This window comes from Pinisolibacter aquiterrae, assembly GCF_019160155.1.
In the GTDB taxonomy this organism is placed as follows: Bacteria; Pseudomonadota; Alphaproteobacteria; order Rhizobiales; family Ancalomicrobiaceae; genus Pinisolibacter; species Pinisolibacter aquiterrae.
Window position 1 is genome coordinate 202,029 of record NZ_JAFNIH010000025.1, and the last position, 13,665, is coordinate 215,693.

General features: G+C 68.1%; 13 protein-coding genes and 1 tRNA gene. 3 read left to right on the forward strand and 11 right to left on the reverse strand.

The genetic code is table 11. The features are described 5' to 3' along the window. Window positions 1-5: 5 nt before the first annotated feature. From nuoG to J3S89_RS10460, 8 genes are all read right to left on the reverse strand, one after another. Window positions 6-2,102 (reverse strand): NADH-quinone oxidoreductase subunit NuoG, encoded by a 2,097-nt coding sequence (gene nuoG / locus J3S89_RS10425; protein ID WP_217927458.1) that lies wholly within the window; start codon window positions 2,100-2,102, stop codon window positions 6-8. A gap of 9 nt (window positions 2,103-2,111) precedes the next feature. Then, window positions 2,112-3,398 (reverse strand): NADH-quinone oxidoreductase subunit NuoF, encoded by a 1,287-nt coding sequence (gene nuoF, locus J3S89_RS10430; protein ID WP_217927459.1) that lies wholly within the window; start codon window positions 3,396-3,398, stop codon window positions 2,112-2,114. A 92-nt stretch (window positions 3,399-3,490) separates the two neighbouring features. Beyond that, window positions 3,491-4,147 (reverse strand): NADH-quinone oxidoreductase subunit NuoE, encoded by a 657-nt coding sequence (nuoE, locus tag J3S89_RS10435; protein WP_217927460.1) that lies wholly within the window; start codon window positions 4,145-4,147, stop codon window positions 3,491-3,493. Beyond that, a complete protein-coding gene (locus J3S89_RS10440; protein ID WP_217927462.1) occupies window positions 4,144-4,404 on the reverse strand; it encodes a hypothetical protein in 261 nt (86 codons plus the stop codon). The genes nuoE and J3S89_RS10440 overlap by 4 nt, the downstream gene beginning before the upstream one ends. Continuing rightward, window positions 4,401-5,594: an NADH-quinone oxidoreductase subunit D gene (locus J3S89_RS10445; RefSeq protein WP_217927463.1), complete on the reverse strand. Its 1,194-nt coding sequence runs from the start codon at window positions 5,592-5,594 to the stop codon at window positions 4,401-4,403. Before J3S89_RS10445 ends, J3S89_RS10440 begins: the two co-directional genes overlap by 4 nt. Before the next feature lie 79 nt (window positions 5,595-5,673). Further along, window positions 5,674-6,279, reverse strand: coding sequence for an NADH-quinone oxidoreductase subunit C (locus tag J3S89_RS10450; RefSeq protein ID WP_217927464.1), 606 nt, complete (start codon window positions 6,277-6,279; stop codon window positions 5,674-5,676). A gap of 63 nt (window positions 6,280-6,342) precedes the next feature. Then, on the reverse strand, window positions 6,343-6,924 hold the full coding sequence (locus J3S89_RS10455) for a NuoB/complex I 20 kDa subunit family protein (RefSeq protein ID WP_217927466.1): 582 nt from the start codon (window positions 6,922-6,924) through the stop codon (window positions 6,343-6,345). Beyond that, window positions 6,915-7,280 carry an NADH-quinone oxidoreductase subunit A gene (locus J3S89_RS10460; RefSeq protein ID WP_217927467.1) on the reverse strand — a complete coding sequence of 122 codons (366 nt, stop codon included), beginning with the start codon at window positions 7,278-7,280 and terminating at the stop codon, window positions 6,915-6,917. The genes J3S89_RS10455 and J3S89_RS10460 overlap by 10 nt, the downstream gene beginning before the upstream one ends. Before the next feature lie 547 nt (window positions 7,281-7,827). On the opposite strand from J3S89_RS10460, the gene J3S89_RS10465 reads away from it, so the two are divergent. Then, window positions 7,828-7,904, forward strand: a tRNA-Asp gene (locus J3S89_RS10465). Between the two features lie 100 nt (window positions 7,905-8,004). Here the strand turns inward: J3S89_RS10465 and J3S89_RS10470 are convergent. Both J3S89_RS10470 and J3S89_RS10475 read right to left on the reverse strand, forming a co-directional pair. Continuing rightward, complete coding sequence (locus tag J3S89_RS10470; RefSeq protein ID WP_217927468.1) at window positions 8,005-8,817, reverse strand: adenine nucleotide alpha hydrolase family protein; 813 nt, start codon at window positions 8,815-8,817, stop codon at window positions 8,005-8,007. A 93-nt stretch (window positions 8,818-8,910) separates the two neighbouring features. Further along, window positions 8,911-9,678 (reverse strand): sulfite exporter TauE/SafE family protein, encoded by a 768-nt coding sequence (locus J3S89_RS10475; protein ID WP_217927470.1) that lies wholly within the window; start codon window positions 9,676-9,678, stop codon window positions 8,911-8,913. Window positions 9,679-10,025: 347 nt separating this feature from the next. Here J3S89_RS10475 and J3S89_RS10480 point away from each other — a divergent pair, with 347 nt between their 5' ends. After that, window positions 10,026-10,835 (forward strand): class II glutamine amidotransferase, encoded by an 810-nt coding sequence (locus J3S89_RS10480; protein ID WP_217927471.1) that lies wholly within the window; start codon window positions 10,026-10,028, stop codon window positions 10,833-10,835. A gap of 154 nt (window positions 10,836-10,989) precedes the next feature. Continuing rightward, window positions 10,990-12,231: a glycosyltransferase family 4 protein gene (locus J3S89_RS10485; protein WP_217927472.1), complete on the forward strand. Its 1,242-nt coding sequence runs from the start codon at window positions 10,990-10,992 to the stop codon at window positions 12,229-12,231. Here the strand turns inward: J3S89_RS10485 and J3S89_RS10490 are convergent. Further along, a complete protein-coding gene (locus J3S89_RS10490) occupies window positions 12,217-13,587 on the reverse strand; it encodes an aspartate aminotransferase family protein (RefSeq protein ID WP_217927474.1) in 1,371 nt (456 codons plus the stop codon). The genes J3S89_RS10485 and J3S89_RS10490 overlap by 15 nt on opposite strands. Window positions 13,588-13,665 lie beyond the last annotated feature (78 nt).

Below are 13,665 nucleotides of genomic sequence, written 5' to 3' on the forward strand. Positions count from 1 at the left end.
CCCCCTCATTCCGCCGCGTCGCGCATCCGCGCCGTCGCCAGCGCCGAGCATTCCGCCATCGTCGCGGAGGCCCGCGCGATCGGGTTGGTCAGATAGAAGTCGCCGATCGGCGAAACGAATCCGGCCCCGCTCATCGCGCCGGCGCCCGACGTCAGCGCCGCGACGTCTTCATGGCTCGCGGGCACGATCTCGTCGACCCCGGCGAAAGTGGGATGAGCCGCGACCATCGCCGCGCGCAGGCCTCCGAGGCTGTCGAAGGGCAAGGTCTTGCCCACCAGCGCCGAGAGCGCGCGCAGGATCGCCCAGTCCTCGCGGGCCTCGCCCACGGGGAAGGCGGCGCGGGCACCGACCTGAACCCGGCCCTCGGTGTTGACCCAGGTGCCCGACTTCTCGGTATAGGCCGCGCCCGGCAGGATCACGGAGGCCGTATGCGCGCCCTTGTCGCCGTGGGTGCCGAGATAGACCACGAAGGTCTTGCCCAAATTCGAGGTGTCGATCTCGTCGGCGCCGATCAGGATCAGCGTCTCGATTTCGCCGGTGGCGCAGGCCGCCAGGATCTCGTTGGTCGACTTGCCGCCCGCCGCCGGGATCACCCCGAGGTCGAGCGCCGCGACGCGGTTCGCCGCCGTGTGCAGGACCGAGAAGTGGTTCCATTCGGGACCGACGGCGCCGACCGCGAAGCCGATCTCGGCGACCTTGGCCATCACCGCCGCGCCGTCCGGACGGGTGGTGACGCCGTTGCCGACGATGATCAGCGGCTTCGAGGCGTTCTTGAGAACGTCGAGGAAGCCGTTCTGGCCGGAGGCGAGCCAGTCGAGCGAGGACGGACCCTCGCCGAGGTAGTTGTAGGCATAGGTGAGATCGGCTTCCTCACCGAGGACACCGATCGGGCAGCCGCCCTTGCGCCAGCGCTTGCGGATGCGGGCGTTGAGGACCGCCGCCTCCTTGCGCGGATTGGTGCCGACCAGAAGGATCGCATCCGCCTGATCGATACCGGCGATCGTGGCGTTGAAGAGCCACGAGCCACGGCCGCCGGTGCCGAGGCGCGAGCCGTCGGCGCGGGCGTCGATCGAGGCGATGCCGAGCGAGGCGGCGAGCGTCTTGATCGCGAAGAGTTCTTCCGCCGAGGCGAGATCGCCGACGATGATGCCGATCTTCTCCGGCGCGGTCGCCTTGATCTTCTCGGCCACGACGCCGAGCGCCTGCGGCCAGGACGCGGCGGCGAGCTTGCCGTGGGCGTCGCGCACGTAGGGGCGATCGAGACGCTGGGTCTTCAGACCATCGACCACGTGACGGGTCTTGTCGGAGATCCACTCCTCGTTCACGTCCTCGTTGAGACGCGGCAGGATGCGGACGACCTCACGGCCGCGGGCGTCGACCCGGATGTTGGAGCCGAGCGCGTCCATGACGTCGATCGACTCGGTCTTGGTCAGCTCCCAGGGGCGGGCCTTGAACTCGTAGGGCTTGGAGGTCAGCGCGCCGACCGGACACAGGTCGACGATGTTGCCCTGCAGCTCCGAGGCCATCGCGGTCTCGAGATAGGTGGTGATCTCCACGTCCTCGCCGCGCGAGATCAGACCCATGTCGGCGGTGCCGGCCACTTCCGCCGTGAAGCGGACGCAACGCGTGCACTGGATGCAGCGGGTCATCACCGTCTTGACCAGCGGCCCGATGTCCTTGTCCTCGACGGCGCGCTTGTTCTCGGCGAAGCGCGAGGAATCGCCGCCGAAGGCCATCGCCTGATCCTGGAGATCGCACTCGCCGCCCTGATCGCAGATCGGGCAGTCGAGCGGATGGTTGATCAGCAGGAATTCCATGACGCCCTCACGGGCGCGCTTGACCATCGGCGTGGTCGTGAAGACTTCCGGCGGCTCGCCGTTGGGGCCGGGCCGCAGATCCTTCACCGCCATGGCGCAGGAGGCGGTCGGCTTCGGCGGGCCGCCCTTCACCTCGACCAGACACATGCGGCAATTGCCCGCCACCGACAGGCGCTCGTGGAAGCAGAAGCGCGGCACTTCGGCGCCCGCCGCCTCGCAGGCCTGGAGAAGGGTCGCTTCCGGGGCGACGTCGATCTCGGTGCCGTCGATCTTGATCTTGGCCATGCCCGTTCCTCACTCCGCCGCCACGCGCGCCGTGCCCTTGCGGGCGGCGATGCGTTCTTCGATGACCGGGCGGAAATGCTTGATCAAACCCTGGATCGGCCACGCCGCCGCGTCGCCGAGCGCGCAGATGGTGTGGCCTTCGACCTGCTTGGTCACCTGGAACAGCATGTCGATTTCCTTGACCTCGGCCTCGCCCTTCACGAGGCGCTCCATCACCCGCCACATCCAGCCGGTGCCTTCACGGCACGGCGTGCACTGGCCGCAGCTCTCGTGGCGATAGAAGTAGGAGAGGCGCGCGATCGCGCGGATGACGTCGGTCGACTTGTCCATGACGATGACCGCCGCCGTGCCGAGGCCGGAGCCGAGGCCGCGCAGCGTGTCGAAGTCCATCGGCGCGTCGATCATCTGCGCCGCCGGCACCATCGGCACCGAGGAACCGCCGGGGATCACCGCGAGCAGATTGTCCCAGCCGCCGCGAATGCCGCCGCAATGCTTCTCGATCATCTCGCGGAACGGAATGCCCATCTCCTCCTCGAAGGTGGCGGGCTTGTTCACGTGGCCGGAGACGCAGAAGAGCTTGGTGCCGGTGTTGTTCGGCTTGCCGAGCCCGGCGAACCAGGCGCCGCCGCGACGCAGGATGGTCGGGGCGACGGCGATCGATTCGACGTTGTTGACCGTGGTCGGGCAGCCGTAGAGGCCGACGTTCGCCGGGAACGGCGGCTTCAGCCGCGGCTGGCCCTTCTTGCCCTCGAGGGACTCGAGCAGCGCGGTCTCCTCGCCGCAGATGTAGGCGCCGGCGCCGTGATGGACGTAGAGGTCGAACGGATAGCCGTGGACGTTGTTCGGTCCGAGCAGATTGGCCGCGTAGCACTCGTCGATGGCGCGCTGGAGCGCCTCGCGCTCGCGAATGAACTCACCGCGCACGTAGATGTAGGCGACATGGGCGCCCATCGCGAAGGAGGCGATCAGGCAGCCTTCGATCAGGTGATGCGGGTCGTTGCGCAGGATCTCGCGGTCCTTGCAGGTCCCGGGCTCGGATTCGTCGGCGTTGACCACCAGATAATGGGGACGGCCGTCGTTGACCTTGGGCATGAACGACCACTTGAGGCCGGTCGGGAAGCCGGCGCCGCCACGGCCGCGCAGGCCCGAGGCCTTCATCTGGTCGATGATCCAGTCGCGACCCATCTCCAGGATCTGCTTGGTGCCGTCCCAGAGGCCACGCGACATCGCGCCCTTCAGGCTCTTGTCCTGAAAGCCGTAGATGTTGGTGAAGATGCGGTCCTTGTCGTGGAGCATCGGTCTCTTCCCACTCGCCTCTCGGCACCGCCCGACCCGAAGGCCGGACCCTCTCCCCCGCTCCTCCCTCGCCGGGAGAAGCGACGCGAAACTCACTTTCCGCCGCCGGTCACGATGTTGACCCGGTAGGTCCCGTCGTAGAGACCCGGATCGTTCAACGTGGTGGCGCCGCCCTCGGCCTCGCAGCCGGTACGGCCGTTCTGCGGGCCGGGCTTCGGGGTCTCGCCGCGCTCGAACCCGTCGAGCAGCGCCTCGAAGCTCTCCTTGGTCAGGTCCTCGTAGGTGTCGGAGAAGACCGCGACCATCGGGGCGTTGACGCAGGCGCCGAGGCACTCGACCTCTTCCCACGAGAACTTGCCGTCCGCCGACAGCTCGTGGGCATGCGGCGCGATGCGGTTCTTGCAGACGTGGAGGATCTCGTCGGAGCCGCGCAGCATGCACGGCGTGGTGCCGCAGACCTGGACGTGCGCGACCGAGCCGACCGGACCGAGCTGGAACTGGGTGTAGAAGGTCGCCACCTCGAGTACGCGGATGTGCTTCATGCCGAGCCGATCGGCGATCGTCTCGATCGCCGCCTTGGAGACCCAACCCTCCTGATCCTGCGCGCGCATCAGGAAGGGGATCACCGCCGAGGCCTGCTTGCCGGCGGGATAACGGGTCAACACCATCTGCGCCCAGGTTTCGTTCTCGGGCGAGAAGGCGAAGGAGGCCGGTTGGACCTCGGCAGGGGCGAGCCTACGGACGCTCATGAAATCCTCGGCGGCTGATCGTTCATGTTCCAGATCGACTCGAAACAGGCCCCGCAGATCACCTCGAGGGCGTGGGGTCGTTCCGCGTCGGAGTCCATCGCCTCGGCGCAGTCGTCACACAGCGCGCAAGGAATTCCCCGATCGTCTTCCCACCAGTGGAACCCGTGGACCTCACCGTCGTCGAGGGCCGCCTTGACGGCGGTGCAGACGACGGCGGGCGGCTGGGGCCCGTGGTGGGGACAATCGATCTCCTTCACCGATCGACCTCGCCGAAGACGATGTCGATCGAACCCAGGATCGCCGCCACGTCGGCGAGCATGTGACCCCGGTTGAGGAAGTCCATCGCCTGCAGATGCGCGAAGCCGGGCGCCCGGATCTTGCAGCGATAGGGCTTGTTGGTGCCGTCGGAGACGAGGTAGACGCCGAATTCGCCCTTGGGCGCCTCGACGGCGGCATAGACCTCGCCCGCGGGCACGTGGAAGCCCTCGGTATAGAGCTTGAAGTGGTGGATCAGCGCCTCCATCGAGCGCTTCATCTCGCCACGCTTGGGCGGCACCACCTTGTGGGTCGCCGACGACACCGGGCCGAAGCGGTCCTTGCCGAGCAGACGCTCGACGCACTGCTTCATGATCTTGGTCGACTGACGCATCTCGAACATGCGGATCAGATAGCGATCGTAGCAGTCGCCGTTCTTGCCGATGGCGAGATCGAACTCCATCTCGTCGTAGCACTCGTAGGGCTGCGCCTTGCGCAGGTCCCACTTGGCGCCCGAACCGCGCACCATGACGCCGGACATCGCCCACTTCCACGCGTCTTCGAGGCTGACGACGCCTATGTCGACGTTGCGCTGCTTGAAGATGCGGTTCTCGGTGAGGAGGCTCTCGAGATCGTCGAGCACCTTCGGGAAGGTCTCGCAGAACTTGCCGATGTCGACCAGGAGCTGCTCGGGCAGATCCTGATGAACGCCGCCGACGCGGAAATAATTGGCGTGCATGCGAGCGCCGCAGGCGCGCTCGTAGAAGATCATCAGCTTCTCGCGTTCCTCGAAGCCCCACAGCGGCGGGGTCAGCGCGCCGACGTCCATCGCCTGGGTGGTCACGTTGAGGATGTGCGAGAGGAGACGGCCGATCTCGGAATAGAGCACCCGGATCAGCTGGCCGCGCTTCGGCACCTCGAGCCCGATCAGCTTCTCGGCGGCGAGGCAGAAGGCATGCTCCTGATTCATCGGCGCGCAGTAGTCGAGCCGGTCGAAATAGGGCGTCGCCTGGGCATAGGTCTTGGATTCGATCAGCTTCTCGGTGCCGCGATGCAGCAGGCCGATGTGCGGATCGACGCGCGTCACGACTTCTCCGTCGAGCTCGAGGACCAGGCGCAGCACGCCGTGGGCCGCCGGATGCTGCGGGCCGAAGTTGATGTTGAAGTTCCGAACGGTCGCTTCGGCGCCCATGCGCGGTCCCTCGTTTCCCAAGTCCTTGCCCCTTTCGGGGAAGCGTTCTCATGCGACGGCCGGGACGGCCGCCGATCGATCAGTTGGTCTTCGCCTTCTCGTCGCCGGGCAGGACGTAGTCGGGTCCCTCCCAGGGCGAGAGGAAGTCGAAGTTCCGGAATTCCTGGGCGAGCTTCACCGGCTCGTAGACCACCCGCTTCTCGACCTCGTCGTAGCGAACCTCGACGAAACCGGAGGTGGGGAAGTCCTTCCTGAGCGGATGGCCGTCGAAGCCGTAGTCGGTCAGGATCCGGCGCAGGTCGTGATGACCCGAGAACAGGATGCCGTACATGTCGTAGGCCTCCCGCTCGAACCAGTCGGCGCCGGGGAAGAGCCCCGTGGCGGAGGGAACCGGCGTCACCTCGTCGGTCTGCACGCGGATGCGCACGCGCATGTTCAGCGTCGGCGACATCAGGTGATGCACCACGTCGAACCGCTTCTCGCGCGCCGGATAATCGACGCCGCAGACGTCGGTGAAATTGACGAACTTCAAGTCGCCGTCGTCGCGCAGGGTCGAGAGCACGTCGAGGAGCGCCTTGGGCGCCACCTCGAGCGTCACCATGTCGACGCCGACGGACCAGCCCTCGAGCTTGCCTTCGAGCTTCGCCGCGATCGTCTCGCCGAGAGACTGGAGCGTGTGCGCCATCGCTTGCCTGACCCTTCTTCCCTCAGCCGGCGGAGCCGGCATCGACGTGTGACCGCGAGCGCCTCAGCGCTCGATGGTGCCGGTGCGGCGGATCTTCTTCTGCAGCAGAAGCACGCCGTAGAGCAGCGCCTCGGCGGTCGGCGGGCACCCGGGGACGTAGACGTCGACAGGAACCACGCGGTCGCAGCCGCGCACCACCGAATAGGAATAATGATAGTAGCCGCCGCCGTTGGCGCAGGAGCCCATCGAGATGACGTAGCGCGGCTCGGGCATCTGGTCGTAGACCTTGCGCAGAGCGGGCGCCATCTTGTTGGTCAGCGTGCCGGCGACGATCATCACGTCGGACTGGCGGGGCGAGGCGCGCGGGGCGAAACCGAAGCGCTCGACGTCGTAGCGCGGCATCGAGAGTTGCATCATCTCGACCGCGCAGCACGCCAGACCGAACGTCATCCACATCAACGAGCCGGTGCGGGCCCAGTTGATGAGTTCGTCGGTGGCGGTGACGAGGAAGCCCTTGTCGGCCAACTCGTCGTTGATGTTCATGAAGAACGGATCGTTCGCGCCGACGGGCTCACCCGTCTTGGGATCGATGATTCCCTTCGGGCTCGGAGCCACGAGGGGACCGGGTTGCTGGATCAATCCCATTCCAGGGCTCCCTTCTTCCACTCGTAGACGAAGCCGATCGTCAGCACGCCGAGGAACATCATCATCGAGCCGAAGCCGAGCCAGCCGAGCTTGCCGAAGGCGACCGCCCACGGGAACAGGAAGGCCACTTCCAAGTCGAAGATGATGAAGAGGATGGACACCAGATAGAAGCGGACGTCGAACTTCATCCGGGCGTCGTCGAAGGCATTGAAGCCGCACTCGTAGGCCGAGAGCTTCTCGGGGTCGGGCTTCTTGTAGGCGACCAGGAACGGCGCGACCAGAAGCGCGAGGCCGATGACGGCACCGAGCGCGATGAAGACGACGATCGGCAGGTATTCGCTGAGCAGGCCTTGCATGGCGATCCCGTTCCTCTCCCCCGATCCGAACGGCCGCGGCGCCTCGTTGCGCCTCGCGGTCTTCTCTCGCCGCCACGCCCACCCTGGAAACGGACGCCGATGCGTCGATCTCACGGGGTCCCCGGGGCGGCGGCACGACGACGACGTCGGGTGCGACGTCTCGTCACGAGGCACGCTTAGCCCACCCCAACCACCGACGCAAGCACCTTGGAAAGGCTCTTTGGTCGGAAGCCCCGGTCGCGTCGCCGCACCGCACCGAGGAAGCCGCGAGATGATTTCCCGATCCTTTCGGACGGGTTCGCGCCGATCGGTTCCCCTCGCCGCGCCGACCCGCGCCGACCCTCCGATCCGAAGAAATTTCGCTCGCCGGGCGCGATCCCGTGAAAGTCGTGGCGGAGCGCGGCTCGCGCGGCCGTCGACGCGGCGGTTATCCACAGAACCGCCCCCTCGTCGCGAAACCTCCTCTTCGTCACCCGCTTGACACGCTTCGTCGTGGGCCTTAAACGAGCGCCATCGCCGACGGGGTCAGCCCCTGGCGGCGAGACGCGGGGGTGTAGCTCAGTCGGTTAGAGTGCCGGCCTGTCACGCCGGAGGTCGCGGGTTCGAGCCCCGTCACTCCCGCCATCTTCTCTCACGAGAAGCCACGAAAGCCGCTCGTTCTCTCTGGGAACGGCGGCTTTCGGCTTTTTCCGGCGCCGTGACGCCGGCCGCATCCGGCCAGGCGTCAGTGAGAGAAGAGAATCGGCACGGTCATGTGCCGCAACAGCCAGCGCGTCCCCGAGCCTCGTCCGACATAGGGAAAGCCCGCGTGCTCGAAGGCACCGACGGCCATCAGATCGGCCGAATGATCGGCCGCCTGATTGAGCAGCGTGTCCATCAGACGGACCTCCTCGATCACCACGACGCGATGCAGCGCCCGCACCCCGTGCGTCGCCAGATGCGCGACCAACGGCGCGATCATCTCGTCCGGCGGTGCGCCGCGCGGCGCGCCCTCGACGATCAGCGCGTCGGCGTCGGCGCGCACCAGCGCGAGCGAGTCGGAGAGCGCCCGGGCCGCGGCGCGACCGTTGGTCCAGGCGAAGAGCGGCCGCTCGCCGATCGTCGTCCAGGTGCCCGAATGCGGCACCATCAGCACCGGACGGCCACAGGAGAGAATCACGTTTTCGGGAAGATCGGTCGGCGTCCGCCCGCGCTCTTCCGGCGGTTGACCGAGAATCACGAGATCGGAGAGGCGGGAGAAGTCGACCACCCGTCCGGTCACCTCCATCTCGCTGCCGCGATTGGCGTCGATCCAGACGGCGGCGGCGCCGAGGACGGACGTCGCCTCGGCGAAGAGCTCGCGAGAGGCGGCGGCCGCGGCGGCATAGTCGGCGCTCGGCCAGCTCGCCACCACGCCGACCTGCTGCGGCGGCGCGACCTCGGCGAAGAGGCCGACGAGACGCGCCCCGTCGGTCGCGGCGATGGAGACGGCGAGATCGAGACGGCTACGGCAGCGCGGGCTCGAATCGAGATGAACCAGAACGTCACGAAGGTTCATGAGTCGCATCCTCCTCGTCGCCGCCTCGGGTGACGCGGGAAGACTAGGGTGCCGGCCGACCCGCGTCCAGAGCGAGATCGCCCGCGCCGCGCGTCACGCCGGCACCAGGAAGGCGACCGACATCATGCCGCCCCAGGCGAGGACGAACCCCCGGAGCCAACGGCGGTCGACCCGCAGCGCCAGGCCGGCGCCGAGCCAGCCACCGAGGATCGTCCCGGCGACCATCAGCAGCGCGATCGGCCAGATCACCGCGCCCGCCAGCACGAAGACCGCCACCGAAGCCCCGGTCATCGTCATGCCGAGCACGATCTTGAGACCATTGGCGAGGCGCAGATCGGTCAGGCCGTAGCCGTGGAAGGCGGCGACCATCATCACCCCGCCGGCGGGGTTGAAATAGCCCGTGGCGATCGACACCAGAAAATGGACGACGCCGCGCCAGCCGGCGAGATCGCCGGTGCGATCGAGGTCCCACGCCGCCTTGCCGCGCACCGCCTGATGGATGTAGGGCGCGAGCAGGAAGGTCAGCGTGGCGACGAGGACGAGCCACGGCATCGCCGCATGGAGCACCGCGCGCGGCGTCGCCAACATCAGGGCGCCGCCGATCGCCCCACCCAGCGTCGAGATCACCGCGAACCAGCCGACGGTGCGGCGATGCGGGGCGAGGGTCGGCGCGTAGCGCAGGCTGCCGCCGATCAGTCCCGCCCAGGCGGCGACCGCGTTGGTGGCGTTGGCGGAGACCGGCGGCAGGCCGAGGCCGAGCAGGATCGGCAGGGTCACCAGCGACCCGCCGCCGGCGAGGGCATTGACCACCCCGGCGGCGACCGAACCGGAGAGAAGAAGTCCGAGATGCAGCGCGTCCATTGGGGATCCCCCTCGCCCTCGATACGAGAAGGATCTCCTGAAATACCGGGATAAGGCTTCCTATTTAATCCGACTTGAACTCATATTCGGCAATATTTCGTGCAAGATCGGCATATCGAGAGATATTTCATCCAGTTCCACCTTTCGCCGTGAAAGGAATGCCGCCAGCCATGCGTTCCTGCAAGTGATTGCGCAACGCGCGTCCTTTTTCTCCTCACCCCCGAAGGGACGCCGTTTCGGAGCAAAATTTTCTCTTCGCCGGACGGCCGAACGCAATTCCCTGGCTGGCGAGCCGACGCCCGGATCGCTTTAGTCGGCGGCGCCCCTCTCGACCCATGGACCGATCGATGTGCGAACTCCTCGGAATGAGCGCCAACGTGCCGACCGACATCCGCTTCTCCTTCGCCGGCCTCGCCCGGCGCGGCGGCGAGACGGGGCCGCACGCCGACGGTTGGGGCATCGGCTTCTATGAGGGACGCGGCTGCCGCACTTTTCATGATCCCGAACCGAGCGCGCGGTCGGATCTGGCGCGGCTGCTCCGGGCCTATCCGATCAAGAGCCGCATCGTCGTCGCCCATGTCCGCCGCGCCAATCGCGGCCGCGTGGCGCTCGAGAACACCCACCCCTTCGGCCGCGAATTGTGGGGCCGGCCGTGGAGCTTCGCCCACAACGGCCAGCTCGCCGGGGTCAAGCGCCTGCCGCTCGGCCGCCACCGCCCGATCGGCACCACCGACAGCGAACACGCCTTCTGCTGGCTCCTCGGCGAACTCGAGGCGCGCTGGAGCGCCCTGCCCTCGCCGCGCCGCCTCGACGCCGCCCTGCCCGCGCTCTTCCGCCGCCTCGGCGACCTCGGCGTCTTCAATGCCCTCCTCAGCGACGGGCGCACGCTCTATGCCCATTGCGGCAAGCACCTCTCGGTGGTGACGCGGCGCGCCCCCTTCGGCCGGGCGACCCTGCTCGACGAGGATCTCCAGGTCGACTTCGCGGCCGAGACGACGCCGAACGACGTCGTCTCGGTCGTCGCGACCCGCCCCCTCACCCGCGACGAGGAATGGCGCGAGCTGGTGCCGGGCGAGACGCTCGCGCTTCGCGCCGGCGAGGTCGCCACCCTGCCGGGCTCTGCCCGCGCGGCGGCGTTAACGAAGAATCAAGGTTGACGTTTCCTCGAGTTCCACCCCTCCCCCCGCCTCGTTAAGATGACGCGGTGAGACGAGGCCTGTCCCATGGCCGGCGTCTCATCGTGTGCTCGGGGCTGGACGTCTCGACGAGAAGAGCACCTCGAGGGTGCGACGCAGAGCGGCGGAAGATGTGATGAGCGGCCTCGACGTCTTGATGATCGGCCCTTTCCCGACCGAGGAGCAACGCATCGAAGGCGGGGTTCAGGCCTCGGTCTACGGCCTGTGCCGGACGCTCGGCGAGACCCGCGACGTCGACGGCCTCAGGGTCGTGGCGACGCCCCGCCGGGTCGGCGGCGCCATCGTGCGCACCCGCCTGCGCGGTATCGAGGTGATCCATCTCACCGCGCCCTATCGCCTGATGATCTCCACCGTCCTGCACGTCCCGGCGATCCTGCGCCTGATGAGGCGCTCGCCGAACGCGGTCGTGCATCTGCACGGCTCCGGCCTCTTCGAACTCGCCGTGCTCGCCGCCTGCCGCCTGCGCCGGATCCCGATCGTGTGGACGCTGCACGGCATCACCGAGAAGGAGACGCTGGAGGCCTGGCGGCGCGCGCCCTGCCTCGCCGCCCGGGCCCGGCATTGGCTCTATACCGCCTGCGAACGCCTGCAGCTGCGTCTGGCGACCGATCTGATCGTCGACACGCCCTATGTGGCGCGCGAGATCGCCGCCAACACCCGGGCCGAGCCGGCCGCCCTGCCCCAGGGCATCTTCCTCGACGAACTGGCGGCGGCCCGCTCGGACGACCGCAGCGCGCCGGTGGTGCTGGCGCTCGGCGTCATCCACCCGCGCAAAGGTCACGATCGGACCATCGCCGCCTTCGCCCGCGTGCTCGAGCGCGTCCCCGAGGCGCGCCTCGTGGTGGTCGGCTCGCTGACCTCGAAGGACCATCTCGACGAATTGCACGCCCTCGCCGCGCGGCTCGGCGTCGCCGAGCGGGTGGCGATCCGCGCCGACCTGCCGCGCGCGGAGGTGCTGCGGGCGCTCGCCGGCGCGCGCGTCTTCGCCCTGCATTCCGAGGAGGAATCGCAAGGGATCGCCCTCTGCGAGGCGATGGCGGTCGGCCTGCCGATCGTCGCCACCCGGGTCGGCGGCATTCCCGACGTGATCGGCGCGAGCGGCGCCGGGCTCCTCGTCGACCACGGCGACGTCGAGGGGTTCGCCGCCCACATCACGCATCTTCTGGTCGACGACGAAGCCCACGCGAAGATGAGCCGGGCCGCGCTCGCGCGCGGCGCCGACTTCGATTGGACCGAGATCGCCAAGGGCGTCGTCGATCGCTACCGGCTCGCCCTCGGCGGCCGGCGCAATCGACGCAAGCTCCGTTACCCGGACGTGCGGCCGGCGGTCGTCACCGAACGCTCAGAGCCCCACTGAGGCGGCCGCCTCGTCGAGCGAGGCGCGGAACAGATCGACGAGTTCGTCGACCTGGGCCTCGGTGATGATCAGCGGCGGACAGAAGGCGATCGCGTCGCCCATCGCCCGGCTGATGACGCCCTTCTCCTGCATGATCCCGGCGACCAGCGCCCCGAGCTTGCCGGCCGGATCGAGCGCCGTCTTGGCCGCCTTGTCGGTGACGAGCTCCACCGCCGCGATCAGCGCGACACCGCGCACCTCGCCGACCAACGGATGGCTCTCGAGCGCGCGCAGCCGACTCTGGAGATGCGCGCCGACCCGGGCGGCGTTCGCCACCAGCCCACGCTCCTCGATGATCGCCAGATTCTCGAGCGCCACCGCCGCCGCGACCGGATGCCCGCCGGCGGTGAAGCCGTGGCCGAGCGTGCCGATGCGCCCGCTCTCCTCGGCGATCGGCCGATAGACGCTCTCGTCGATCATCAGGGCGGAGATCGGCAGGTAGGACGAGGACAACTGCTTGGAGCACACCAGCACGTTCGGCTTCATGCCGTAGGTCTGCGAGCCCCAGAGATTGCCGGTGCGGCCGAAGCCGCAGATGACCTCGTCGGCGACCAGCAGGATGCCGTATTTCGCCAGCACCGGCTGAACCTTCTCCCAATAGGTCGCGGGCGGGACGATCACGCCGCCGGCGCCCATCACCGGCTCGGCGAACATGGCCGCGATCGTCTCCGGCCCCTCGCGCAGGATCAGCGCCTCGAGATCCTCGGCGCAGCGCGTCGCGAAGGCCTCCTCGCTCTCGCCCGGACGGCCCTCGCGCCAATAGTGGGGCGCGGTCGTGTGGAACACGCCCTCGATCGGCAGATCGAAGGAGCGATGGTTGTTGACGAGGCCGGTGAGGCTCGCCGAGGCGAGCGTGACGCCGTGATAGCCCTTGACCCGCGAGATGAACTTCTTGCGCTGCGGCTCGCCCATGGCGTTGGCGCGGTAGCGCAGCAGCTTCATCACCGTGTCGTTGGCCTCCGAGCCGGAGTTGGTGAAGAACACCTTCGACATCGGCACCGGCGCCAGCGAGATCAGCTTCTCGGCGAGGTCGATGACCGGCCCCTGAGCCTTGTGGCCGAAGGTGTGATAGTAGGGCAGCCGCTCCATCTGGCGGGTCGCGGCGGCGACCAGACGCGGCTCGGAGAAGCCGACGCCGACGCTCCACAGGCCCGCCATCGCCTCGATGTAGCGCTTGCCGTGGATGTCGTGGACGTAGATGCCGTCGCCACGCTCGATCACCAGGGGGCCGATCTCCTCGTGGCGAATCGCGTTGGTGTAGCCGTGGAGGTGATGCGCGACGTCGCGGGCTTCGGGGGAATTCGGCGCATGGGTCATGGAGCGCGGTGTCCCTTTGGACTGGAGGAATCGGAAAGGGGCGCCACCGGGCGCCCGAGACCCTGGGACCTTATGCCG

What these genes read in the sequence shown, in the direction of transcription:
- nuoG (WP_217927458.1), bottom strand. Translation starts at nt 2,102, where the DNA reads ATGGCCAAGATCAAGATCGACGGCACCGAGATCGACGTCGCCCCGGAA.
- nuoF (WP_217927459.1), bottom strand. Translation starts at nt 3,398, where the DNA reads ATGCTCCACGACAAGGACCGCATCTTCACCAACATCTACGGCTTTCAG.
- nuoE (WP_217927460.1), bottom strand. Translation starts at nt 4,147, where the DNA reads ATGAGCGTCCGTAGGCTCGCCCCTGCCGAGGTCCAACCGGCCTCCTTC.
- J3S89_RS10445 (WP_217927463.1), bottom strand. Translation starts at nt 5,594, where the DNA reads ATGGGCGCCGAAGCGACCGTTCGGAACTTCAACATCAACTTCGGCCCG.
- J3S89_RS10450 (WP_217927464.1), bottom strand. Translation starts at nt 6,279, where the DNA reads ATGGCGCACACGCTCCAGTCTCTCGGCGAGACGATCGCGGCGAAGCTC.
- J3S89_RS10455 (WP_217927466.1), bottom strand. Translation starts at nt 6,924, where the DNA reads ATGGGATTGATCCAGCAACCCGGTCCCCTCGTGGCTCCGAGCCCGAAG.
- J3S89_RS10460 (WP_217927467.1), bottom strand. Translation starts at nt 7,280, where the DNA reads ATGCAAGGCCTGCTCAGCGAATACCTGCCGATCGTCGTCTTCATCGCG.
- J3S89_RS10470 (WP_217927468.1), bottom strand. Translation starts at nt 8,817, where the DNA reads ATGAACCTTCGTGACGTTCTGGTTCATCTCGATTCGAGCCCGCGCTGC.
- J3S89_RS10475 (WP_217927470.1), bottom strand. Translation starts at nt 9,678, where the DNA reads ATGGACGCGCTGCATCTCGGACTTCTTCTCTCCGGTTCGGTCGCCGCC.
- J3S89_RS10480 (WP_217927471.1), top strand. Translation starts at nt 10,026, where the DNA reads ATGTGCGAACTCCTCGGAATGAGCGCCAACGTGCCGACCGACATCCGC.
- J3S89_RS10485 (WP_217927472.1), top strand. Translation starts at nt 10,990, where the DNA reads ATGAGCGGCCTCGACGTCTTGATGATCGGCCCTTTCCCGACCGAGGAG.
- J3S89_RS10490 (WP_217927474.1), bottom strand. Translation starts at nt 13,587, where the DNA reads ATGACCCATGCGCCGAATTCCCCCGAAGCCCGCGACGTCGCGCATCAC.